Here is a 22,000-nt window from a genome sequence, read left to right on the forward strand (position 1 = left end):
CGTCGCCCCGGTGGCCGGTCCGACAGACTGGCGACGTGCCTGCTCCGGACGAGATGCCACCGGCCAGTGTCCTCGTCGTCGACGACGAGACGGCCCTGGCCGCCATGGTGTGCACCTACCTGGAACGCGCCGGTTACCGCACCCAGAGGGCCACGACCGGTCCGGAGGCTGTCCGCACGGCGCGGGAGACGGCGCTGGACGTCGTCGTCCTCGACCTCGGCCTGCCCGGACTGGACGGGATCGAGGTGTGCCGCCAGGTGCGGACCTTCAGCGACTGCTACATCCTCATGCTCACCGCGCGGTCGGAGGAGACGGACCGGATCGTCGGACTCTCGGTGGGGGCCGACGACTACATGACCAAGCCGTTCAGCGTGCGCGAGCTCGTCGCCCGGGTCCACGTGCTGCTCCGCAGACCCCGCAGCGGTCCGGTCCCGGACGGCGCCGACACCCGCGTGTTCGGTGACCTGGAGATCGACCCGGGAGCGCGGCAGGTGTTCCTGGGCGGACACCTCGTCGACCTCACCCGGACCGAGTTCGACCTCCTCGAGGTCCTGTCCAGCAGACCGCGGTACGCCTGGGCGCGGCGGCAGCTCATCGACGAGGTCTGGGACCCGGCCTGGGTCGGGGACGAGCACATCGTCGACGTCCACGTCGCCCATCTGCGGCGCAAGCTCGGTGACGACGCGGGCGAGGCGCGCTTCGTCGAGACGGTCCGCGGGGTCGGCTACCGGATGCTCCCGTCATGACCGCGCCCCGGATCGGGCGGTGGGACGGCTTCGCGACGCGACTGATGCTTGCGCAGCTCGGGGTGCTCGTGGCCAGTGTGGTCACGGCTGCCGTGGTCGCGGCCGTCCTCGGGCCGCCCCTCTTCCACTCGCACCTGCTCCGCGCCCGCGGGTCGCTGAACGACAGCCAGGTCGACCACGTCGAGCGGGCCTACCTCGACTCCAGTCTCCTGGCCTTCGGGGTCGCCTTCCTCATCGCGATCGCCAGTGCGGGGGCGGTCACCTGGGTCATGGCACGGCGGTTGCGTCGCCCGCTGGACGACCTGTCGTCGGCGGCTCGCGCGATCGCGGGCGGCCGCTACGACCGGCGGGTGGCACCGACGGGCGCGGGTGCGGAGCTCGACGTGTTCGCGGAGTCCTTCAACGAGATGGCGATGCGCCTCCAGACCACCGAGGACACCCGACGCCGGCTGTTGGCGGACCTGGCCCACGAGATGCGCACGCCGCTGGCGACCTGCTCGGCCTACCTCGAGGCGCTCGACGACGGCGTCGCCACGTGGGGCCCGGACACGAGCGGGATCATGGCGCAGCAAGTGATCCGTCTGTCCCGGTTGGCGGCCGACCTGGAGGACGTGAGCCGCGCGGAGGAGGGCCGGCTCTCCCCCGACCTGCGCGAGGTCCCGGTGGCCAGGCTGGTCGACACCGCCGTCGCCACCGTCCGGCCCCGGTTCGAGGACAAGGCGGTCTCGCTCGAACGCGTCGACGAGGCGGGTCCGGCGCCGACCGTGCGGGTGGACGCGCAGCGCTTCGGACAGGTGCTGACGAACCTGTTGGACAACGCCGTGAGGCACACCCCGGGCGGCGGCCACGTGCGGATCGCCAGCAGGGTCGACGCCGAGGAGGTCGTCATCACCGTGCAGGACGACGGTGAGGGCATCGGTGACGACCAGCTGCCCCACGTGTTCGAGCGGTTCTACCGGGGAGACACCGCCCGCGACCGCACCGACCGCGGATCCGGGATCGGCCTGACCATCAGCCGCGCCATCGTCGACGCCCACGGCGGATCCATCACCGCGCAGAGCAGTGGACCGGGTCGAGGGGCGACCCTCGAGGTGCGCCTGCCGACCCGGGCGACGGTGCGGACATGAGTGGCCTGCTCGCGATGGCGACCCTCGCCATCGGCGGGGTCGCCGTCGTGTACACCGCCCACCGGCTGCTCGTGCCGTGGCGTGCTGCGCTCCGCCCGCTGCCGTACCAGTCCGGGTGGGAGCCGGACGCCCATGCCCTCTCGCGCTACCACGTGCGGTGGTACCTCGCGACGCTCCTGTTCCTGGCCTTCGACGTCGAGATGCTCTTCATGTACCCGTGGGCGGTGGTCGTCGCAGACCTCGGCGCGAGCGCCGTCACCGAGATGTTCGTCTTCCTCGGTGCGCTGCTCGTCGCCGTCGCCTGGGCCTGGCGGGAAGGGGCGCTGCGGTGGGTGTGAGGTCCTGGCTCGCACGCCGGGCCGTCCGCGCAGCGCGCGTCCTCGTCGTCGAGTGCCCGGGCTCGTGGGAGGTCCGGGTCGCTGTGGAACGAGCCGTGCGCGACCGAGGGTGGCGACTGGCCCTCTCGCCGGCATCCGCCGACGTCCTCGTCGTCACCGGCCGCGCGGACGGCGAGATGGCCGAGATCGTCGAGCGACACTGGGATGCCATGCCGGGACCTCGTGCCCGTGGACGCGCCGAGAGCGCGGCCGCCGTGGCGGACGTGCTCGACGCCGCCGCTGTCGACCTCCTCGACGACGGGACACAACGCATGGATGCCGACGGACGGTCCGGATCGGCGAGTGGCGACCCGGCACGCGCCGACGACTCCACGAGCCACGGCGAGATGGACCACGGCGGGATGGACCACGGCGAGATGGACCACGGCGAGATGGACATGGCGCCGGACGGGATCCCGCTCGCCGGCGCGTCCGAGCACGACCGCGATGGGCTCGAGATGGACGAGCTGCCGCTGCGGCTGGGGCCGGTCCTGCCCGCGTGGCCGGCCGGTCTGGTCCTCGACCTGGTGCTGCACGGGGACCTCGTGGTGGCCGCCACCGGGTCCTTCGTGCCCGTAGGGGCCCCCGCCGAGGTCGGTGCGGCCCTGGTGGGGGCCCGGCGCTGTGATGACCTCGCGGCCATGCTCGACCTGGCCGGGTGGGCGGACGGTGCCGCCCGCGCCCGACGGGCGAGGGACGCGGCGCTCGACGGCCGGGACGAGGTCGCCGTGACGGTCCTTTCGGCCCTGCGCCGCCGGATCGAGAGCTCCCGGACGCTGCGGTGGTCGCTGGCGGGGGCCGGCCACGTCACGGCGGAGTCCGCACCGGGGTTCCACGTGCCGGAGTGGCTCGTCGGCGACTGCCACGACCGGCTCCTCGTCCTGGCCGACCGGGCTCGGGCCGCGACGAGCGGCGAGGGCGCCGACGTCTCCAGCGCGGAGCTCGTGGGGCCCGAGACGGTGGCGGCTCTCGTCACCGGGCTCGACGTGGGGGAGGCGCGGCTCGTCGTCGCCAGTCTGGGCGCCACAGCGGTCCGGGAGGTCGTCGATGTCTGACGCGTCGTCGCTCACGACCGTCGGTCTGCCGGGTCTTCTCCTGTGGGCCGCAGCCCTGCTCGCGTTGGCCGTTGGCGCCGTCGCTCTCGACGGCGTCCTGGCGGCGAGGTCGGAGGGAGCTCCCCTGCGGCCGAGCCTGACCCGTGTGGTCGACGAGACGGCCCGTCTGCTCCGTCAGCGGCGCCGCGCACCGCTGTCGGCCGACACCCTGGTGTGGCGCGTAGGAAGCAGCGGGCTCGTGGTCGCCGCCCTCCTCATGGTCGCCGTCGTCCCCTTCGGCGACCACGTGGTGTCCGACCTCGACGTCGGCATCGTGTGGTTCAACACCATGGACGTTCTCGTCTGGGCCCTGGTCTGGCTCCTCGGCTGGGGGGCCAACTCGGCGCACTCCCTCGTCGGGGGGTACCGCTTCCTGGCCCTGGCGTTGGCCTACGAGCTGCCGCTGATGTTCGCCCTCGTCGCCCCGGCGGTCGGAGCCGCCAGTCTCCGGCTCGGTGACGTGGCGGCGGCCCAGTCCGGCCTGTGGTTCGTCGTGTGGATGCCGGTCGCGTTCGCCGTCTACTGTCTCGGCGTCGTTGCCTTCTCCGTGTGGGGTCCCTTCGCGGTCCCGGCCGGTCACGACCTGGCCGGTGGGGTGCTCGCCGAGCTCAGCGGGGTCGACCGGCTCCTGGCGCAGGCGGGCCGCTACGCCCTGCTCGCGGCGGGCGCCCTGTTCGCCGTCCCTCTGTTCCTCGGTGGCGGTGCGGGACCGGCGCTCCCCGGGTGGCTGTGGGTCCCGGTCAAGGCCAGTGTGCTCCTCGCGCTGTTCGTCCTCGCCCGGCGGACCCTGCCGTCGGTGCGTCCGGAGCGGCTGATGGAGGTCGGCTGGGTCGTCCTGCTGCCCGCCGTCCTCGTCCAGGACCTCGTCGTCGCCGTCGTCGTCGCGGTGCGGGGGTGATCGGGGTGCTCGTCGACATCGGCTTCTGGGTCCTCGGGATCCTCGCCGTCGCCTCCGCGGTCCTCGTCTTCGTCGTGGACTCGATGGCCCGCGCCACCTACGCCCTCGCGCTGTCCTTCGTCGCCGTCGGCCTCTCGCTCCTGCTGCTGCAGCAGAACTACGTCGGCGTCGTCACCGTCCTCATGATGGTCATGGAGATGGCGGTCATGGCCGTCTACATGGTGATGTACATGGGGATGAACCCGGCCCTCATGCCAATGTCGATGGTCCACGACAAGCGCGCCGCCCTCGCCGTGTCCGTCGCCGCCTTCGTCGTCCTCGGCGCCGGAGCGCTGCTCGTGCCGTGGCCCGTGCGCCGTGGCGTCCCGTCGCCCGACGTCACGGCCGCGCTGGGTGAGGCCCTCATGGGAAAGCAGATGCTCGTCATGGTCGTCGTCAGCCCCGTCATGGTCGCGACCATCGTCGGGGGGATCGTCCTGGCCGCCGGTCGCACCCGCTACGACCGGTTCGGTGACGACCTCGACGTCCGGCCGCCGCGCGACCCCGAACGGGGAGGGGTGGGTCGATGACCCTCCAGACCGTCCTCCTCGTCGCGGCCGCGCTCTTTGCGGTCGGACTCTACGGCGCGATCTCGCAGCAGGTCGTCGTCATGGTGATGATGGGCCTCGAGGTCATGGTCAACGCCGTGCTCCTGGCGGCGGGGGCGATGTGGTGGTTCCTCGCCCCGGACCCCACCGGCCAGGTCCTCCTCCTCGTCGTCCTGGCCGCGATGACGGTCGAGATGGCGATGGGTTTCGCGGTCGCCACACTCGTCCATCGCCACCGCGGCAGCGACATGACCGACTCGGCGACGGACCTGGCCGGATGAGGTGCTCGACCGGATGACCTTCGCGCAGACCGCCCTCTGGGCTCTCGTCGTGCTGCCCGCGGCCGCGGGAGGCATGCTGGTGCTCGCGCCGTCCTCCGCAGCACGCGGACGGGTGGCCGCAGCGGTCGGGGTGGGCGTCGCCGCGGTGACGAGCCTGCTCGCCGCCGTCGCCGCGACCATGCGGCCCTCCGTCGGGGTGCCGTTCCTCGCGGGGTCCGACCTCGCGCTGGAGGTCGACGGCCTCGCCGCGGTCGTCGCGCCCGTCGTGTCGGTCGTGGCGACCCTCGCGCTGCTCGGCGGCTCGGCGGACGTCCGCGAGTCACGCCACCGCTTCCACGGCCTGATGCTGGTCTTCACGGCGGGCGCCCTGCTGACCGTCACGGCGGCGACACTGCCCACCCTCCTGCTCGCCTGGGAGGTCATGGGCGCGACCTCGTACGCCCTCATCGGCTTCGAGTGGCAGGAGCGGCGACGGGTGGCCTCGGGTCTCACCGCCTTCCTCACGACGCGGGCCGCCGACCTCGGCCTGTACGTCGCGGCGGCAGCGGCCCTGGCAGGGGGTGCCGGACTGGGACTGGCCGACCTCGCGACCACACCATCCGGGTGGCGGGACGTCCTGGCTGCCGGCGTGCTCGTCGCGGCGCTCGGGAAGGCCGCCCAGCTCGTCCTCGCCTTCTGGCTGTCCCGGGCGATGGACGGTCCGGCGCCGGTCAGCGCGCTGTTGCACTCGGCCGCCATGGTCGCCATGGGTGGGTATCTCCTGCTGCGGCTCGAGCCGCTGTTGTTGTCGACCTCGTGGGCCGGGTCCGCCACGGCGTGGTCGGGCGCCCTGACGACGGTCGCTCTCGGGCTGGTCGCGGTGGGGCAGCGCGACCTGAAGCAGCTCCTCGCGGCCTCGACGTCGGCCCAGCTCGGGTTCGTCGTCCTCGCCGCCGGGCTCGGTGCGACGGCGGCCGGAACGGCTCACCTCGTCGCGCACGCCGCGACGAAGGCCGCGCTCTTCCTCGCTGCCGGGGCCTGGCTCTCGGCGCTCGGCACCAAGGCGCTGGACGGGTTGCGCGGCGCCGTGGGGGAGTGGCCGCTCGTGCGGGTCGCGGCGACCGTCGCGGTGCTCTCGCTCGCGGGCCTCCCCCCGCTGGCGTTGTGGGCCACCAAGGACCTCGTCCTGGCCGCGGCCTTCGAGCGGTCCACCGTGCTCGGGCTGGTCGCCGTCGTCGGCGCCGGGCTGTCGGCCGCGTACGCGGGGGTCGTCCTGAGGGTCCTGTGGGCACCCGTGGGACCGGGCGAGGCCGAGCGGGCCCGGGATCTAGGGGGCTCGGAGGAGGAGGCCCGGGGAGGGGTGCCCCGCTCGCTGGCAGCGGCGATCGTCGCCCTGGCGACGGCCGCGGTGCTGCTGGGCGCTCTTGCCGTCCCTGCGGTCGCCCAGCGGGTGGAAGAGGTGGTCGGGGGTCAGCTCGTCGAGCCCGGAGCGTCGGGCATGGCCGGCAGCGGTGTGCTCTCGGTGCTCGTCATCGCCGTGCTCTGGTGGCGCCCCGTCAGCCGCGACGGCCGGTGGGTCGCCCTCGTGCGGACCTGGGGTGGCGTGGAGCGCGCGGTCCACCACTTCGTGGTCCGCCCGACCGTGCTCCTCGCGCAGGCGCTGGATGGGATCGACCGGAAGATCTCGGAGGGCGTCATCGGGCTGGCCACGGCAGCGCGCCGAGTGGCGTCGTTCACGGGGACCGTGGACGAGCAGCGCATCCACGGCACGGTGCTCGCGGTCGCCGGTGCCGTCCGGCGGGCCGGGAGGGCGGCCCGACGGCCGCAGACCGGGCAGCTGCACCAGTACTACGTCCAGGCCGTCGCGCTCGTCGCGTTCGGTGTCGTCCTGCTCCTCGTCGTGAGGTGACCGTGCTCTCGCTGACCGTGTTCCTTCCGCTCGTGGCGGCGTCGCTGCTGCTCGTCCCCGGTGTCGGTCCCACCGCCGCCCGGTGGGGGTGGGTGCTCGCGTCGGCTCTCGAGCTCGTGCTCGTCGGGGTCCTGTGGTGGCGCTACGAGACCCCGCCCGACAGATCCCTGGCCTTCGACGAGCAGGTGCCCTGGATCCCCGGGGTGGACTCCAGCTACCACGTCGGCCTCGACGGGCTGTCGCTCCCGCTCGTCGCGATGACCGCCGTCGTCTTCCTGGCCTGCGCCGTGTACTCGGTGCGTGACCCGGACCGCCCACGCAGCCGCGCCGCCCTCTTCCTCGCACTGGAGACGGTCTGTCTCGGCGTCTTCGCCGCCGCGGACCTCATCCTCTTCTTCGTCTTCTTCGACCTGTCCATCGTCGGCATGTACGTCGTGATCGCAGGGTGGGGCCACGGCGACCGCGCCCGCTCGGCCCTGCAGTTCTTCCTCTACACCTTTCTCGGCTCCCTCGCGCTGCTGGCGGGGTTCATCGGCCTGTACCTCGCCGCCGACCCGCACACGTTCGACATGCTGGAGCTCGCCCGGCAGGACCCGTTCGCCGGTGGCGGGACCGTGGCGGCCGCGGTGCTGGGTGCGATCCTCCTCGGGCTGGCCGTGAAGACGCCGACGGTCCCGTTCCACACCTGGCTGCCGCCTGCGCACACCGACGCTCCCGCCGTCGGGTCGGCGGTCCTGGCCGGGGTGCTGCTCAAGCTCGGGACCTACGGGTTCGTCCGGTTGGGGATGGTCCTGCTGCCCGAGGCCTGGCGGGCGTGGGCCTGGGTCGTGCTCGTCGTCGGGCTGGTGTCGGTGCTGTGGGGAGCCCTGGTCGCGTTGGCCCAGAAGGATCTCAAGCGGATGATCGCCTACACGTCGGTCAACCACATGGGGTACGTCGTCCTCGCCGTCGGTGCGGCGGGGGTCGTGTCGTCGGGGACGACGGAGGCGCGGAGCATCGCTGTGTCCGGCGCGGTGACCCAGATGGTGAGCCACGGCTTGGTCACGGCGGCACTGTTCCTGATCGCCGGTGTGTTCCTCGACCGCTCGGGAACCTACGAGATCGACCGCTTCGGAGGGCTGGCCGGGCCGGCGCCGCGCACGACGGGGCTGTTCGCCGTGGCCGCGTTCGCCTCGCTCGGGCTGCCCGCGCTGTCCGGGTTCGTCGCCGAGTTCCAGATCTTCACCGGCAGCATCGCCGCCGTCCCGTGGAGCGTGGTCGGGCTGCTCGGGATCCTCGTGGTGTCCGGGGTGCTCCTGTGGACCCTGCAACGTGTCTTCACCGGCGACCTCGGGCCGTCCTCCCGGGGTTTCACGGACGTCGGAGGTCACGAGCTGTGGGCCATCGCACCCCTGCTAGTGCTGTCGCTCGTCATTGGTGTCGCCCCGCGCCCCCTCCTCGACGTCGTCGAGCCCGCCGCGAGGTCGGTCGTCGGCCTCCTCGGTGGGTGAGGCGAATGCAGTCGATGGCCATGAGGCCGCTGGCCATGCTGCCGGAGATGCTGCTCTTCGGGGGCGGACTGGCGTGTCTGCTGGGCGGCTCGTTCACCGCACGTCGCCGCCAGTGGCGCCTGCGGGCCGTCGCCGCGCTCGCTCTCCTCGGGTGTGCCGTCGCCGCCGTCCTCGGCTCGCTCGTGCCCGGCTCCGCCTTCGAGGGTGCCTTCGTCGTCGACGGTGTGACCACCGCGGGACGGGTGACCGTCGCCGTCGCGACCCTGCTCGTCCTGCTACTGGCCGGTGACGAGGTCGCCGGGAACGACCGCGAGAGCGAGACCTACGCCCTGGTCCTGTTCGCCGCCACCGGCGCCCTGGTGCTCACGGGAGCACGTGACCTCCTCGTCCTTGCCGTCGGGTTCCTGCTCGCCAGTCTGCCCGTGTACGCCCTCGTCGGGCTGCGCCGAACTGCTCGTGGCGCCGAGGCCGCGCTCAAGACCTACCTGGTCGGGGCGATCTTCGGGATACTCATGCTCCTCGGGGTGACGCTCGTGTACGGGCTCGCCGGGTCTACCAGCTACCCCGACCTGGCCGCCCGCCTCGAGGGCCTGCCGACCGTCGCGGTCGCCGCCGGGGTCGTCCTCGTCGTCGCCGGGCTGGCGTTCGAAGCCGGAGCGGTTCCGGCGCACTTCTGGGTCCCGGACGCGGCGCAGGGCTCCACCGGGCTCGCCGCGGCCTTCGTCACGACAGTGCCGAAGATCGGTGCCGTCATCGCGTTGTACCGCCTGCTCCTCGCCCTCCCCGACACCCTCGCCTGGGGCCTGCTCGTCGCAGTCATCGCCACGGCGAGCATGACCCTGGGCAACCTCGCCGCGTTCGGCCAGGAGGACCCGCGACGACTCCTCGGCTGGTCGACCGTGAGCCAGGCGGGCTACCTCCTGGTCCCGGTCGCCGTCGCGGGCAGGAGCGACCTGGCGCTGCCGTCGATGCTGCTGTACCTGGCCGCCTACGCGGTGACCAACATCGCTGCCTTCGCGGTGACGACGGCGCTCCCGGACGTGCGCGACCTCGCGGGCTATACCGGACTCGTCCGTCGTCGGCCGGGCCTGGCCGTCGCCCTCGTCGTCGCCCTTCTCGGCCTGGTCGGTACGCCCCCGACGGCGGTGTTTGTCGGCAAGCTGACAACCGCGACCGCGGCCTGGGACGGCGGGATGCCATGGCTCACCGTCGTCGTCCTTAGCAACTCGCTGGTGTCGCTGTTCTACTACCTCCGGTGGGTCGCACCCGCACTCGCTCGGACGGAGCCGGCAGCGGGGTTGGCGGCCCCGCGCCCGTGGTCCGCGCGGACGGCACAGCTGGGCGCGGCGATCTCGGTCGTCGTGGGTCTTGGCGCCGGCCTCCTCTTGGCCCTCGCCGACGTCACCGTGCTTCCCTGAGAAACTGACTGCACCGGCAGGTGACAGGCCACTCCCGGCTGTCAGGACCGAACAGGACGTTGGACGTCCCCATGGTGCAAAACCCCGGCTCGGGCTTGACGGTCCCTCGTCGGAGGCGCCGGTGCGAAGTCCCTGAACTCCGAGAACCCGACCGCCCCCGCGCCCGACGCCGACCCGGTCGAGGACCTCGACTGGGCGCCGCGCTACCGACGACGGCTCCGGGTAGCCCTGGAGGCGCTCGCCGTGTCGGAGCAACGTCTTCATCCATCAATGTTCCGTGCCCGGCTGCGTGACCGCCACCCCGGCGGGCTCACCTCATGATCTTGCGTGTCACTAGTCCGACGGCTCCTGCGGGGACTGGGGGTTCGGCGGTTCAGGCGTCTCTGATGGACGAGAACCGCCGAGGCGCTTCGGGCGAGGTACCGCTCGTTTCAGCCCCTTCATCGCCGTCAGTGCCTGAGACTCGTCGGCGATCCCGTCGCCGTCGAGGTCGACCCGTCGGAAAGGCCTCGCGACGCGACCGGCAGCCGACGCCGCGCTCTTGATCGTGGTGAGCGCCTGAGGCTCGTCCGGGACTCCGTCACCGTCGAGGTCGACGTGGCGGAACGGCTTGGTGATGGCAGTTCCAGCCACGCCCGAGCCGAGGCCGAGAGCGCCGCTGCGTCGAGTTTGGCGAACCAGCGAGTCAACTGCGGGCACAGCGCGGTGACGGTCGACACGAGCGGGTTCGCGTCCCCGGTCGGCACACCCGCCGCCGTCCGGGCGACGGTGACCTGCGTCGTCAGCCTCTCCGACCTGTCCGTGCCAGGGATCCCCGGCAGCCGGAGTGTGACCGCGACGATGACCTCGCCGCTCGACACCTACCGGGACCGGTGAGACTCGTGCCCGTCCATCTGTCGCCACCCCTGCGCCTGCAGAGCACTTCGTCGAGAGGCCAGCGCTTCAGCGTCTTCCTGCGCAGTAGGACGCGGGATGAGCGCGGCTCGGTCACCATCTGGCTCGCCACCGCCGGGTTCATCACGACCGTCCTCGTCGGCATGGCCGTCGACCTCGGCGGACAGGTCCACGCGCAGCAGCACGCCCGCGACGTCGCGCGCCAAGCGGCTCGGGCCGGCGGCCAGCAGTTGCAGGCCGCTCCGGCCGTCCGGGGACAAGGCGCCATCGCCGACCCCGTCCGCGCGACCCAGGCCGCGCGCGCCTACCTTGCCGCCAGCGACGTCTCCGGGTCCGCCACCGTGACCGGCGGCAACACCATCACGGTGAACACCAGCACCGTCTACGCGACGCAGTTCCTGTCGATCATCGGCATCAACCGCCTGACCGTGACCGGCCACGCGCAAGCCAACATCACCCGTGCCTTCGAAGGAACTCGGCGATGACATTGCGCACACGCCTCTCCGGACTGCTGGCGTCCTTGACGATCGTTGCCATCGTCGTCGCGCTACCTCTCGTCCTGCTCGCAGTCGGCGCGAATCCCATCCCCACCACCTGGCCCTCCCTCGACCAGACCCGCGCCGCCGCGATGAGCCCGGACGACGGAACCCTCGCGCTCGGCGCGATCAAGCTCGTCGCGTGGGGCGCCTGGGCATTCCTCACCGGCTCGATCGTCCTCGAGGTCCTGTCCCGCGTCCGTGGTGTCCGTGTCCCGCGCGTGCCGGCGCTGGCTGTCCCGCAGGCAGCGGCCCGGGGTCTCGTCGGCGCAGCGATCCTGCTGTTCGCGGCAGCGCCGGTGAGCCACAGCCCGGCCAGCGCAGCCCCCGTGGTGGCGACATCAACGGCGGCGACGGTGGCGGCGTCGTCTGCTGGGCACCCGACCCACGTGTCGAGAGCGACAACTCACGCGGCGCCTCGGGCCGTCGCCCTTGCGACGCCGCCTCGTCATCAGACGCCCCCGACGGCGGACTACGTCGTGCAGCGTGGTGACACCCTCTGGGCCATCGCCGAACGTCACCTCGGCTCCGGCGTCCGCTACACCGAGCTGGTCGACCTAAACCGGGGCAGGCTGGGCGCCGACCCGGGTTTCCTGACGGCCGGCGAGGTTCTGCAGATCCCCAGCGAGCCTGCACGGCAGACGACCTCGGTCGAAGAGCACACCGAGACCGTGAAGCGTGGCGACACCCTGTGGGACCTCGCCGACGAGGAGCTCGGCGACCCCACGCGGTACCCAGAGATCTTCGAGGCATCTCGCAACACCGTGCAGCCGGATGGCCGCCGACTGACCGACCCCGACCTGATCGTGCCCGGCTGGACGCTCATCGTCCCCGCAGAGCAGACGGCGGCCGTGGAGAAGCCGGCCCCGCGGCAGACACCAGAGATTGCACCGCACCTGAAGTTCACGCCGACGCAGGGCGGCACACCATCGACCACCGAGAAGTCGCCAACGCCGGCCACTCGTGAGTCGGTCCCGCAGGCGGCCGGGCCCATCGACACGTCTAGGCCAAGTCAGTCGGTCCGAGACTCCACACCGGCTCAAACTTCCGAGGTCGTTGACGTGGATGACGCCGGCTCCGACCACGCGTCATGGATGGTGACCGGTCTGACCGGGGGAGGGGTGATGTTGGCCGCCGCCATGCTGCTGGCGCTGCGCCGACGCCGTCGCGCACAACTCCGACACCGGCGTCCTGGACGCATCATCGCCGCGCCCGAGCCGCACCTGGCTCCCGTCGAGCGGACGCTCACCGTCGCCGGTGGACCGGTCAGCCTCGACCTCGAGCGGATGGACGAAGCACTTCGGCGCCTAGCCTCTGCCGGGACCGCGCTGAACGCGCCGATGCCGATGCTGGCCGCTGTCGAGCTCCGCCGGCATGACCTGGCCCTGCACCTGTCTGCGCCTGCGACTCTCGGCGATCCGTGGACCGGCAGCGACGACCGGATGCACTGGACGCTCGCCGGGACCGCTGCGGTGGATCAGGTCGGAGCCCTCGTCCCCGACCAGCCGGCGCCGTACCCGCTCTTGGTGACCGTCGGCTCCGACGACGAGGGCCAGGTGTGGCTGCTGAACATCGAGGAACTGGCGCTCACTGTTACCGGCGATCCCACCTTCGGACGGGACTTCGCTCGGTACCTCGCCGCGGAGGTCGCATGCAACCCGTGGTCGCACGGCGTCACCGTCGACACGGTCGGTGTCGGGCATGAGCTCGAGCCGATGAACCCCGACCGGCTCCGCGTACCCACCGACGGACTGCACGCCGCTGCCGCGTGCCTGACCCACGCCGCCAGCATGATCGACCGCAGTAGCGACGCGGGAGTCGATGTCGCCACCGCCCGGGCGCATCAAGATGGCGCCGACTCGTGGCCAGCTCGCCTCCTGATCGCGGATCTCACCGAGTACGCCTCTCGTGCAGCGGCGGATTCGTCGGTGCCGGGCATCGACAAACTGTTGGATTTCTTGCACGACAACTCTCGGCAGACCGGGGCCTCGGTCCTGCTGCTCGAAGATGGCCGGCGTGAGCACGGGGTGGAGCTGCACTTCACAGATGACGGTCGGGTGCGCTTGCCGCACGTTGGACTCGACCTCGTGGCTGTAGGCCTGACGAGCGACGAGGCGCGGGGGTGCGCGGCTCTCCTCGCGCAGGGCGAGGAACTGGCCGATGCGCCGATGCCGGTCGACGAGATTGCGTCGGACGGGTGGCGAGCATGGTCAGACGAAGCCGGTTCGCTGCGCCATGAGCACACCATCGCTCGCGACGACGTCGAGGATCACACCGGCCCCTCGTCCTCGCTGCTCGACCACTCCGACGAGTCCTACCTGGAGGTATGTGCGACCACGCGTGAGGACCTGGCGGAACTCGCGCCTTTTGTACCGGAGCGGGTGGGGGATGCCGTGAGGGACTCAGATCCCACACTCGACGAGGACCTGGCCATGTGGTGGTCGGATGACTGCCCACTGCCGCGGCTGACGCTCCTGGGACCGGTCGGAGCGCGCACGAGAGGGACGCCGGTGACCAAGCGCAAGCCCTACTACACCGAGATGCTCGCTTTCGTGGCTCTGCGCCCGCACGGCGCGACGCCGGACGAGCTGGCCGACGCGTTCTCGCTCAGCCCCGGCAAGGCGCGCGACTACGCCCGGATCGTCCGAGACTGGCTGGGCACGAACCCGCGGAACGGGAAGCCTCACCTACCCGACGCGCGCCAGTCGCCCGCAGCGAAGACGCAAGGCGTGAGCGTCTACCAGGTGCTTGACCTTCTCGTCGACGTCGACCTGTTCCGCCGCCTGCGCGTTAGAGGGGAGTCACGTGGACCGGACGGCGTGCACGATCTCTGCGAGGCTCTCCGTCTTGTCCAAGGCCGGCCCTTCGACCGTCTTCGCGACGGCGGCTGGTCCTTCCTTTCCAGCGGAGACCGGCTGGACCACCACATCACGTGCGCCATCGTCGACGTCGCCCACCTCGTGACGACGTTTAGCCTCGAGGCGGGCGACATCCGCAAAGCCCGACTCGCAGCGGAGACAGCGAATCTCGCGGCGCCCTACGAGGAGATCCCGAAGCTGGACCTGGCCGCTGTGGCCGACGCCGAGGGTGACCATGCCGAGGCTGACCGCATCCTGCGCGAGGACGTGTGCAACCGCACGGATGACGACGACGCACCCCCAGAGATCTCTGACCGAACCCGTCGTATCGTCGCGGCGCGCGCGTGGCGGGAGCGAACCAGAAAGGCAGGCTGACCAGGGTGGCGGAGTGATCACTTGACGCGGAGCCCCGTGCGGTCGATCGCTACCCGTCGAGGTCCGGGATCCACGAGCCGTCGAGAACGAGGCGCTCGATCTTCCTCGCCCCCGTGATGCCACCTTGGTGGTGCTGCATACCGCCCACTGTGGGGCACGAGCACTCCGCCCATAAGAGATGCGGATCAGGGCAGCGGCGGCACAGGTCTCGAGGCCTTTCAAGCCCCCGACGGCCTGTTAGCGCCGCGCCGGGAGGATGTGGCAGACCTCGGTGTCGGAGCAGTCTGCGGGGTCGAGGCGACGGCTGCGTTCGAGGAGCGTTCCGAGCTCGGTCTCCAGGGCGGTGAGGGATGCGATCCGTGCCCGTACGGCGGCGAGCTTGTTCTCGACGAGCCCTGCCACGTGGGTGCAGGGCACGGTCCCGTCGTCGCGGAGGTCGATGATGCCACCGATCTCGGCCAGCGTGAGCCCTGCCGCCTGCCCGGCGCCGATGAAGTGCAGCCGGGTGATGGTGGACGCGTCGTAGTTGCGGTAGCCGTTGGCGCCGCGCTCGGGATCGGGCAGCAGGCCCCTGCGCTCGTAGAACCTGATGGTCTGCGTGGGTAGCCCGGCCGCGCAGGCGAGCTCGCCGATCAGCACGGCGCCACCTTCACCGTTGACATTGCACCACGGTACAACGTCTACGGTCGCAGACATGGACGTCACGCTCTTGTACTTCGACGACTGCCCTAACTGGAAGATCGCCGATCAACGCCTCGCCGCGGCCGCCGCGGACCGCGCCGACATCACGGTGACGCGTTGCCGGGTCGAGACCATCGAGGAAGCCGAGCGGGTGGGCTTCCACGGCTCGCCGAGCATCCTGGTCGACGGAGTCGACGCCTTCGCCGAACCTGGCGCCGGGGTCGGGCTCTCCTGCCGGGTCTACCGCACCCCGGACGGCCTGGCGGGGGCGCCCACGGTGGAGCAGCTCCGAGCGGCGCTCGGCGTGGCGCCCGAGGGTGAGCGATGAGCCGCCGCTACGACCTGATCGTGATCGGGGCGGGCATGGCCGGTGTCGCTGCGGCCAACAAGTGCGCCGCGCAGGGCTGGAGCGTCGCGATTGTCGATGCCCTTCCCTACGGCGGCACGTGCGCCCTGCGGGGGTGCGACCCGAAGAAGATCCTGCGCCGCGGCGCCGAGATCATCGACAGCGCCCGACTGATGCGCGGCAAAGGCATCGACGACGACGGCCTGGCGATCAACTGGGCCGACCTGATGAAGCACAAGCACGGCTTCACCGGTCCGGTCCCGCGCAACATGGAGGACGGCCTGGCCGATAACGGGGTCGCCACCCTCCACGGGCATGCCCGGTTCAGCGGGACGAACACCCTCGAGATCCAGGGGGACCGCTACGAGGCGGCGCACTTCCTGATGGCGACCGGCGCCCGCCCACGCCCACTGCACTTCACAGGTCACGAGCACCTCATTGACAGCACCGACTTCCTGGACCTTCCGGCGCTCCCGGCGCGGATCCTGTTCGTCGGCGGCGGCTACCGCTCCTTCGAGTTCGCCCACATCGCGGCCCGCGCCGGCAGCACCCCGACCATCGTCGAACACGGCCCCCGCTCCCTGAAGGGATTCGACCCCGATCTCGTCGAGCTCCTCATCGCCCGAGGCGAAGAGGCGGGGATCGAGCTGCAGCGCTCCACGACCGTCACCGCGATCGAGAAGTGCCGGAGCGGCTACCAAGCCAGGCTGGAACGATCCGGCGACGCCGAGACGATGGAGTTCGACCTCGTCGTGCACGGCGCCGGCCGGATCCCCGACCTGACCGGCCTGGACCTGGACGCGGCCGGCGTGGAGTGGGACGAGCACGGCGTGCACGTCGCCCCCCACCTCCAGAGCCCCACCAACCCGGCCGTGTACGCCGCCGGCGACTCCGCCAACACCGCGGGGATGCCGCTGACCCCGGTCGCCGTCATCGAGGGCAAGGTCGCCGCGTCGAACATGCTCAAGGCCACCACGACCGTGCCCGACTACGCCGGCATCCCAACCGCGGTGTTCACCATCCCCGAGCTCGCCCGAGTGGGCATGCTCGAACACCAGGCACGAGACCAAGACATCGACCTCGAGGTCCGCTACCACGACACCAGCAGCTGGTACTCCAACTACCGCATCGGGGAGACCACCGCCGCCGCCAAGATCCTCATCGACCGAAGCAACGACCGAGTCGTCGGCGCGCACCTGCTCGGACCCGAGTACGCCGAGCTCGCCAACATCCTCGGTCTCGCCATCAAGCTCGGATTGACCACCCGCCAGCTCAAGTCCATGACGGCGGTCTACCCCACCGTCGGGTCAGACCTCGGATCGATGCTCTGAACCCGCGCGGCCCTAACGCCGGCAGGCGACCACCCGGATCGCGGCAGTTCAGGACGAATATGTGCCTTGCCCGACCAGTGCGACGCGAGGCGCCAGCGCGTCAACGCGTTCAGCGAGCGCGCCATGTGCCGCGCAAAGGCGGGTTCGCCAGCCAAGGGGACCGGATCCGGCACCGACCAGTGCGCCCAGCTCGCGCCCCCTAAGTCAGGCCGCCCATATCGGGGTCGGGCGCCTCTGGTCATCGGTGGTCGGGTCGGATCAACATGGGTCTATGGAGATCGCAGCCGCCGAGTCCGTGCCTGAGCAGCAGCCGTCCTGCTGGTGCTGCGGCACCCCGTTCGAGGACTCGGAGCTGACCCGACTCGGTGAGCATCCGGAAGTGGGCGTCTGTGCCGGGTGCGCGCACTGGCTGTATCGGCGCGCCCGGCTCGGCGCGGACCGCCACCGCCGCGCACCCACAGCGGTGCTCCGCCGAGGCGTCCACCGCACCCGCGGCGCCGTCATCCGACTCGGCGCCCCCGACTGGCCGGTGCTCGGTCCACTGCTCCGGCGCCTGGACCGACACCTGCCCTGAGGGCAGACCTAACCGTGAACTCGGCAGCGACCCCATCAGCCCCGGTCGACCGTGCAGCGATCGCCACGGACCTGCAGGAGTGTCGGGCCGACCTGCATCACCTTCTCGCCGGCGCGACCCACGACCGGCTGCGCGCCAGGAGCAACGGCACCGCCTGGACCAACGAGCAACTGCTCTTCCACATGGTCTTCGGCTTCCTGGTCGTGCGGCGCCTGCTGCCGCTGGTGCGAATGGTCTCGGCGATACCCCCGGCCGTCGGTCGCGCCTTCGCCGCGGCGTTGAGCGCTGGCCGGAGACCATTTCATTGGGTGAACTATGCGGGGTCATGCGGTGGGGCATTGGTGTTCAACCGCGACCGGATGGGACGTCTCAGCGACCACACCATCGAGCACCTGATCAACCGACTGGAGGAGGAGCCCGAGGCGCGACTGACTCGATCCATGCCGTTCCCGACCAGCTGGGACCCCTACTTCCAGCCCCGCATGAGCATGGCCGACGTCTACGCGTACCCGGCCCTGCACTACCGGCACCACCGTGCCCAGCTCACGCTCACAGGCAACCCTGCCAACGGCGGCTAGGTCGGCAGGCTGAGTGGACGAGCCTCAGGGTCCGTGGCGCAACACTTGCATCCGGTACTGAGGTACAGGTTTAGCCTTGCGGGATGGACGACCTGATGACCACCGGCGCGTGCACGCTTCCGACGACTGAGCGCCCGTTGAGGCTTGCGGAGTTCGACGCCCTGTTCACTGAAGCCGTGCGTTCGGTTCACACGGATGGCGGACGAGTGCGGATGCACATGACAGGTGACGACGCTCTCCGAGAACGAGTCCGGGACCTTGCCGACCGGGAGAGTGCGTGCTGCTCGTTCTTCACGTTCGCCATCCAGGGGTCAGCGAGTGACCTCACTCTTGAGATCACGGTGCCACCCGAGCACATGGACATCCTCACGGCTCTGGCCGAACGGGCCGCGAGGCTGTCGGTGTGAGCCTGCGTGCCGGCGAGGTGGCACAGGCTGCCGGGGTCAATCGGGAGACGTTGCGCTACTACGAACGCCGGGGACTGCTCGGCACACCGGATCGCAGCCCGGGCGGGCACCGCCTCTACGACGAGCAGGCGATCACGACCCTCCGGGTGATCAAGGCCGCCCAGCGACTGGGGTTCACCCTCGAGGAGGCCGCTGACCTGGTTGAGGTCGGCCGTCGGCACGGTCGCGACTGGGGACTGCAGCAGCGAGCCCGGACAAAGCTCGCCGAGGTGCAGCAGCGCATCATCGACCTGGAGGCGATCCGCGACACCCTGGTCGCCGCGATCGAGGCCGGCTGCGACGACCTCCACGTGTGCGCCGGAAGCGACTGCTGCCCGATCTCGTTCGTCGAGCTCGCCGAGTTGCGGGCCGGTCGCTCATGACCGAACAGGCCAGGTCGAGGCGCCTCCTCATCGGGGGTGGCGCGGCCGCGTGCGCCATCTGCTGCGCCCCTTCGGTTCTGGCCCTCCTGGGCATCGCGGGCGCCGGAGCGGCAGCCACCGCCGCCACCCTGGTCTTCGCCGGCGTCATCTTCGCAATCGTCGTCGCCGGCATGACAGTGATGGCGTTGATCCTCCGCCGCAGACGCGGGAGCCGGCCCCGCCCGCTACCTGCACCACAGGCACAATCAGCGCATGAACGTCGCCCGCTCCCTGACCCTGTTCGTCGCGGCAGCGATAGCTGAGATCGGCGGCGCCTGGCTGGTCTGGCAAGGCGTTCGGGAACACCGCGGCTGGGCCTGGATCGGGGCCGGCATCATCGCCCTGGGAATCTACGGCTTCGTCGCAACCCTCCAACCCGACGCGCACTTCGGCAGAATCCTGGCCGCCTACGGAGGCGTCTTCGTGGCCGGCTCCCTGGCCTGGGGGATGGTGATGGACGGGTTCCGACCGGACCGCTACGACATCACCGGCGCGCTGATCTGCCTGCTAGGTGTCGCAGTCATCATGTACGCCCCACGCAGCACCTGATTGCACCCATGCGGCTCACTCCTGAATCCTGACGACCTTGACCGCTCGTCGGCACATTCGGTCGGACCTTTAGTCCCGGCACCTGCTGCATAGCGCCGCCTGTCGACGGCTTGGATCGTTGCGTGGCCGGGTGGGCGTAGCCGGTCCGCGCGAGGCATGGGAGGGCGGGCTTGACGATGTGCCCCTACGGTGACTTAGCATCGCCGCATGGCGATGACAGCGCTACCAAGAGTGAGAACCGGCGAGACGGCTGAGAGGACGGCCCTCACCGCGGCAGCGTGCCTGTTCCACGGATTGTCCGATCCCTCCCGGCTGGCGATCGTGCGCCATCTCGCAGTGGGTGAGCACCGGGTCGTGGACTTGACCTACCACCTGGGCCTGGCGCAGTCGACGGTCTCCAAGCACCTGGCCTGCCTGAAGGACTGCGGCCTGGTGGCCTCTCGCCCGCACGGCCGAGCGTCGATGTGGTCGCTGAACCACACGGACACCGTGATGGAGCTGCTGTCCGCTGCCGAGCGGCTGTTGGCCCTCACCGGTGACGCCGTCACGCTGTGTCCGAACTTCGGTACCACCACGCTGGAGCGTTCCTGATGGCCACGCGTGCCCACGTCTACGTCCCGCTGGATGCTCGCGAGAAGGCGCGGCTGGGACGGCGAGCCCAGTTCCTGGCCGCCGCCTCGGTCACCTACAACGTGATCGAGGCCGTCATCGCCATCGCCGCCGGCGTGGTCGCCGGGTCCGTTGCGCTGGTGGGGTTCGGGCTGGACTCGATCGTGGAGGTGTCCAGCGGGCTGATCATCCTGTGGCAGTTCCGACACCGGATGCCCGAGTCACGTGAGCAGCGGGCACTGCGGTTGATGGCCTTGTCCTTCTTTGCCCTCGCCGGCTACGTGACGTTCGAGTCCGTCCGGGCCCTGATCACCGGCCACGACCCGGACTCCTCGCCCGTGGGTATCGGACTCGCGGTCGCCTCGCTCGTGGTCATGCCGTTCCTGTCCTGGGCCCAGCGCCAGACCGGTAGGGCGCTGGGCTCGAACGCGGTGGTCGCAGACTCCACGCAAACCCTCCTGTGCACCTACCTGTCCGCCGTCCTGCTGGTCGGGCTGGTACTCAACGCGACCCTGGGCTGGTCCTGGGCCGACCCGATCGCCGGCCTGGTCATCGCCGCGGTCGCCGTCAAGGAGGGCCGCGAGGCATGGCGGGGCCAGGGCTGCTGCGGTCCGACCCACAGCGGGCACGGCCCCGACCAAAGCGCCGACTGCACCTGCGCCGAGGGGAGCTGCTACGACGAGCGCTGCGCCCCGACGTCAGCGCCCCAACCGCAAATTCTGACCCTGCACACCCGCAAAGACACCTGACCTCACCGGCGCGACGGAAGGTCCACACCTGCGTCTATTCGCCGCCATAGGGCGTGCCGCCGGGCTGTCCGGTCGATGGGGCCGGCAGCAAGGACCCTGATGACGTCAGAGTCCGACTGCTGCTCCTGGATTCTGGGCCAGCGGAGTCGCCGTGCTGTCACGTCCGGCGCTACTCAGCCGCTGAGAGCGCTGTAGTCGTTCGGTCCCGGAGGCGTCGACCGGGAGACAGCGGAGGGGCCCGGCCTTGGCGGCCGGATGCATCGACTCGATGGCATTGCGCTGACGGAGTCTCAGGACTGTTCGGTCAACCACACCGACGGCGCGGGCGATGTCGGTGTCGGACGATCCCCTCAAGGCAAGCACACGGATGGCCGCGAGCCGCTCGTCCGGGGTCAGGAGCGCGGCGGTCTCACATGTCACGCCGGCGGTGCCCGCAGCGACAGCCCGGTCGACGGCGACTTGGTCGACTTCGTGGGGGCCTGCCGCGGCCGTTGCTGGGACTGCGCGTGGGTCGTCGATGGTGTCGTCGTCCCACGCGAGCGGAGGTAGGTATCCGCGCGCTCGGGCACGGTCGCGGCACACTTGTGATGGGCCGGGCGTCATGCTGAGGCGGTCGTAGACGTCGCGGGTCCGTCTCCAACCGGTCGCGGTGACCCACTCGCGGTCAGGGCGTGTGATCAGGTTCGAGGCGGGGACACCAGCGGCTTCGAGGTCTGACTTGCGCCACCCGATGGCCATCAATGCCTGGATGCGCCGAATGGTGCCGATGCTGGGGACGTTGCCACTTTCTTGCTCGAAGACATCGGCGAAGCGCAGAGCGGCGACGCGGCGCGCCGTTGTTCGCCGGACGAAGCGCTGCTCGCCCGCCACCAGGCGGCCGACAGAGGTGTCGCTGAGTCCAGACGCGCGCGCGATCGTCCGGAGTGACACGTGGGCGTCCACCAGCGTCTGCAGCCGGACGCGGGTGTCCTCGGCAGGGACGTACCGTCGGTGGCCCTGGGCGCGTTCGCGCTCGTAGTTGACCCGCCACGCCTTGTTGTAGGCCATTGTCTGCCCCTGGTGCTCGCGCGACCTCGCCGTCGTGGACCAATGCGGGGGGCGAACAAGCGATGGACACCGCGGTGCGCGCTGGTCGAAGTGAGCGAC

The 22,000-nt window shown here is 70.9% G+C and carries 22 protein-coding genes; 20 read left to right on the top strand and 2 right to left on the bottom strand.

Going from position 1 to position 22,000, the window contains the following annotated elements; all coding sequences use genetic code 11:
- The first annotated feature begins 53 nt into the window (after window positions 1–53).
- The 12 genes from LG324_RS04565 to LG324_RS04620 all read left to right on the top strand — a co-directional run bounded on the left by LG324_RS04565 (window position 54) and on the right by LG324_RS04620 (window position 14,569).
- Window positions 54–746 carry a response regulator gene (locus tag LG324_RS04565; protein WP_404353123.1) on the top strand — a complete coding sequence of 231 codons (693 nt, stop codon included), beginning with the start codon at window positions 54–56 and terminating at the stop codon, window positions 744–746.
- Complete coding sequence (locus LG324_RS04570; RefSeq protein WP_404352202.1) at window positions 743–1,873, top strand: sensor histidine kinase; 1,131 nt, start codon at window positions 743–745, stop codon at window positions 1,871–1,873. The genes LG324_RS04565 and LG324_RS04570 overlap by 4 nt, the downstream gene beginning before the upstream one ends.
- The gene (locus tag LG324_RS04575; RefSeq protein ID WP_404352203.1) at window positions 1,870–2,211 is read left to right on the top strand and encodes an NADH-quinone oxidoreductase subunit A; all 342 of its coding nucleotides are present in this window, start codon (window positions 1,870–1,872) and stop codon (window positions 2,209–2,211) included. The genes LG324_RS04570 and LG324_RS04575 overlap by 4 nt, the downstream gene beginning before the upstream one ends.
- Window positions 2,202–3,305, top strand: coding sequence for a hypothetical protein (locus tag LG324_RS04580; RefSeq protein WP_404352205.1), 1,104 nt, complete (start codon window positions 2,202–2,204; stop codon window positions 3,303–3,305). The genes LG324_RS04575 and LG324_RS04580 overlap by 10 nt, the downstream gene beginning before the upstream one ends.
- A gap of 145 nt (window positions 3,306–3,450) precedes the next feature.
- A complete protein-coding gene (locus LG324_RS04585; RefSeq protein ID WP_404352207.1) occupies window positions 3,451–4,242 on the top strand; it encodes an NADH-quinone oxidoreductase subunit H in 792 nt (263 codons plus the stop codon).
- A complete protein-coding gene (locus LG324_RS04590; protein ID WP_235504610.1) occupies window positions 4,239–4,811 on the top strand; it encodes an NADH-quinone oxidoreductase subunit J in 573 nt (190 codons plus the stop codon). Before LG324_RS04585 ends, LG324_RS04590 begins: the two co-directional genes overlap by 4 nt.
- Window positions 4,808–5,110 (top strand): NADH-quinone oxidoreductase subunit K, encoded by a 303-nt coding sequence (locus LG324_RS04595; protein ID WP_055816905.1) that lies wholly within the window; start codon window positions 4,808–4,810, stop codon window positions 5,108–5,110. Before LG324_RS04590 ends, LG324_RS04595 begins: the two co-directional genes overlap by 4 nt.
- A 13-nt stretch (window positions 5,111–5,123) precedes the next feature.
- The gene (locus LG324_RS04600) at window positions 5,124–6,998 is read left to right on the top strand and encodes a proton-conducting transporter membrane subunit (RefSeq protein WP_404352208.1); all 1,875 of its coding nucleotides are present in this window, start codon (window positions 5,124–5,126) and stop codon (window positions 6,996–6,998) included.
- Window positions 6,995–8,488 carry a NuoM family protein gene (locus tag LG324_RS04605; protein WP_404352210.1) on the top strand — a complete coding sequence of 498 codons (1,494 nt, stop codon included), beginning with the start codon at window positions 6,995–6,997 and terminating at the stop codon, window positions 8,486–8,488. Before LG324_RS04600 ends, LG324_RS04605 begins: the two co-directional genes overlap by 4 nt.
- A gap of 14 nt (window positions 8,489–8,502) precedes the next feature.
- A complete protein-coding gene (locus tag LG324_RS04610) occupies window positions 8,503–9,906 on the top strand; it encodes an NADH-quinone oxidoreductase subunit N (protein WP_404352212.1) in 1,404 nt (467 codons plus the stop codon).
- Window positions 9,907–10,778: 872 nt separating this feature from the next.
- Window positions 10,779–11,285: a TadE/TadG family type IV pilus assembly protein gene (locus LG324_RS04615; protein WP_404352214.1), complete on the top strand. Its 507-nt coding sequence runs from the start codon at window positions 10,779–10,781 to the stop codon at window positions 11,283–11,285.
- Window positions 11,282–14,569 carry a LysM peptidoglycan-binding domain-containing protein gene (locus LG324_RS04620; protein WP_404352215.1) on the top strand — a complete coding sequence of 1,096 codons (3,288 nt, stop codon included), beginning with the start codon at window positions 11,282–11,284 and terminating at the stop codon, window positions 14,567–14,569. The genes LG324_RS04615 and LG324_RS04620 overlap by 4 nt, the downstream gene beginning before the upstream one ends.
- Window positions 14,570–14,806: 237 nt before the next feature.
- Here LG324_RS04620 and LG324_RS04625 read toward each other — a convergent pair whose 3' ends face one another.
- On the bottom strand, window positions 14,807–15,208 hold the full coding sequence (locus LG324_RS04625; protein ID WP_404352216.1) for a heavy metal-responsive transcriptional regulator: 402 nt from the start codon (window positions 15,206–15,208) through the stop codon (window positions 14,807–14,809).
- A gap of 55 nt (window positions 15,209–15,263) precedes the next feature.
- Between LG324_RS04625 and LG324_RS04630 the strand changes: the two genes are divergently transcribed.
- From LG324_RS04630 to LG324_RS04665, 8 genes are all read left to right on the top strand, one after another.
- The gene (locus tag LG324_RS04630; RefSeq protein ID WP_404352217.1) at window positions 15,264–15,578 is read left to right on the top strand and encodes a thioredoxin family protein; all 315 of its coding nucleotides are present in this window, start codon (window positions 15,264–15,266) and stop codon (window positions 15,576–15,578) included.
- Window positions 15,575–16,927: a dihydrolipoyl dehydrogenase family protein gene (locus LG324_RS04635; RefSeq protein ID WP_404352219.1), complete on the top strand. Its 1,353-nt coding sequence runs from the start codon at window positions 15,575–15,577 to the stop codon at window positions 16,925–16,927. The genes LG324_RS04630 and LG324_RS04635 overlap by 4 nt, the downstream gene beginning before the upstream one ends.
- A 588-nt stretch (window positions 16,928–17,515) precedes the next feature.
- The gene (locus LG324_RS04640; RefSeq protein ID WP_404352220.1) at window positions 17,516–18,079 is read left to right on the top strand and encodes a DinB family protein; all 564 of its coding nucleotides are present in this window, start codon (window positions 17,516–17,518) and stop codon (window positions 18,077–18,079) included.
- Between the two features lie 83 nt (window positions 18,080–18,162).
- Window positions 18,163–18,486 carry a hypothetical protein gene (locus tag LG324_RS04645; RefSeq protein ID WP_404352221.1) on the top strand — a complete coding sequence of 108 codons (324 nt, stop codon included), beginning with the start codon at window positions 18,163–18,165 and terminating at the stop codon, window positions 18,484–18,486.
- Window positions 18,483–18,908 (top strand): MerR family transcriptional regulator, encoded by a 426-nt coding sequence (locus LG324_RS04650; RefSeq protein ID WP_404352222.1) that lies wholly within the window; start codon window positions 18,483–18,485, stop codon window positions 18,906–18,908. The genes LG324_RS04645 and LG324_RS04650 overlap by 4 nt, the downstream gene beginning before the upstream one ends.
- A gap of 252 nt (window positions 18,909–19,160) precedes the next feature.
- Window positions 19,161–19,496, top strand: a complete 336-nt coding sequence (locus LG324_RS04655; RefSeq protein WP_404352223.1) for a YnfA family protein — start codon at window positions 19,161–19,163, stop codon at window positions 19,494–19,496.
- A gap of 213 nt (window positions 19,497–19,709) precedes the next feature.
- Window positions 19,710–20,087: an ArsR/SmtB family transcription factor gene (locus LG324_RS04660; RefSeq protein WP_404353124.1), complete on the top strand. Its 378-nt coding sequence runs from the start codon at window positions 19,710–19,712 to the stop codon at window positions 20,085–20,087.
- Window positions 20,087–20,854: a cation diffusion facilitator family transporter gene (locus tag LG324_RS04665; RefSeq protein ID WP_404352224.1), complete on the top strand. Its 768-nt coding sequence runs from the start codon at window positions 20,087–20,089 to the stop codon at window positions 20,852–20,854. Before LG324_RS04660 ends, LG324_RS04665 begins: the two co-directional genes overlap by 1 nt.
- Before the next feature lie 105 nt (window positions 20,855–20,959).
- On the opposite strand, the gene LG324_RS04670 is transcribed toward LG324_RS04665, so the two are convergent.
- Window positions 20,960–21,901, bottom strand: coding sequence for a hypothetical protein (locus LG324_RS04670; RefSeq protein WP_404352225.1), 942 nt, complete (start codon window positions 21,899–21,901; stop codon window positions 20,960–20,962).
- Window positions 21,902–22,000 lie beyond the last annotated feature (99 nt).

This window comes from Phycicoccus jejuensis, assembly GCF_044797865.1.
Classification (GTDB): Bacteria; Actinomycetota; Actinomycetes; order Actinomycetales; family Dermatophilaceae; genus Phycicoccus; species Phycicoccus jejuensis.

What these genes read in the sequence shown, in the direction of transcription:
- LG324_RS04570 (WP_404352202.1), top strand. Translation starts at nt 743, where the DNA reads ATGACCGCGCCCCGGATCGGGCGGTGGGACGGCTTCGCGACGCGACTG.
- LG324_RS04600 (WP_404352208.1), top strand. Translation starts at nt 5,124, where the DNA reads ATGACCTTCGCGCAGACCGCCCTCTGGGCTCTCGTCGTGCTGCCCGCG.
- LG324_RS04595 (WP_055816905.1), top strand. Translation starts at nt 4,808, where the DNA reads ATGACCCTCCAGACCGTCCTCCTCGTCGCGGCCGCGCTCTTTGCGGTC.
- LG324_RS04660 (WP_404353124.1), top strand. Translation starts at nt 19,710, where the DNA reads ATGACAGCGCTACCAAGAGTGAGAACCGGCGAGACGGCTGAGAGGACG.
- LG324_RS04645 (WP_404352221.1), top strand. Translation starts at nt 18,163, where the DNA reads ATGGACGACCTGATGACCACCGGCGCGTGCACGCTTCCGACGACTGAG.
- LG324_RS04665 (WP_404352224.1), top strand. Translation starts at nt 20,087, where the DNA reads ATGGCCACGCGTGCCCACGTCTACGTCCCGCTGGATGCTCGCGAGAAG.
- LG324_RS04565 (WP_404353123.1), top strand. Translation starts at nt 54, where the DNA reads ATGCCACCGGCCAGTGTCCTCGTCGTCGACGACGAGACGGCCCTGGCC.
- LG324_RS04575 (WP_404352203.1), top strand. Translation starts at nt 1,870, where the DNA reads ATGAGTGGCCTGCTCGCGATGGCGACCCTCGCCATCGGCGGGGTCGCC.
- LG324_RS04620 (WP_404352215.1), top strand. Translation starts at nt 11,282, where the DNA reads ATGACATTGCGCACACGCCTCTCCGGACTGCTGGCGTCCTTGACGATC.
- LG324_RS04630 (WP_404352217.1), top strand. Translation starts at nt 15,264, where the DNA reads ATGGACGTCACGCTCTTGTACTTCGACGACTGCCCTAACTGGAAGATC.
- LG324_RS04655 (WP_404352223.1), top strand. Translation starts at nt 19,161, where the DNA reads ATGAACGTCGCCCGCTCCCTGACCCTGTTCGTCGCGGCAGCGATAGCT.
- LG324_RS04635 (WP_404352219.1), top strand. Translation starts at nt 15,575, where the DNA reads ATGAGCCGCCGCTACGACCTGATCGTGATCGGGGCGGGCATGGCCGGT.
- LG324_RS04670 (WP_404352225.1), bottom strand. Translation starts at nt 21,901, where the DNA reads ATGGCCTACAACAAGGCGTGGCGGGTCAACTACGAGCGCGAACGCGCC.
- LG324_RS04610 (WP_404352212.1), top strand. Translation starts at nt 8,503, where the DNA reads ATGGCCATGAGGCCGCTGGCCATGCTGCCGGAGATGCTGCTCTTCGGG.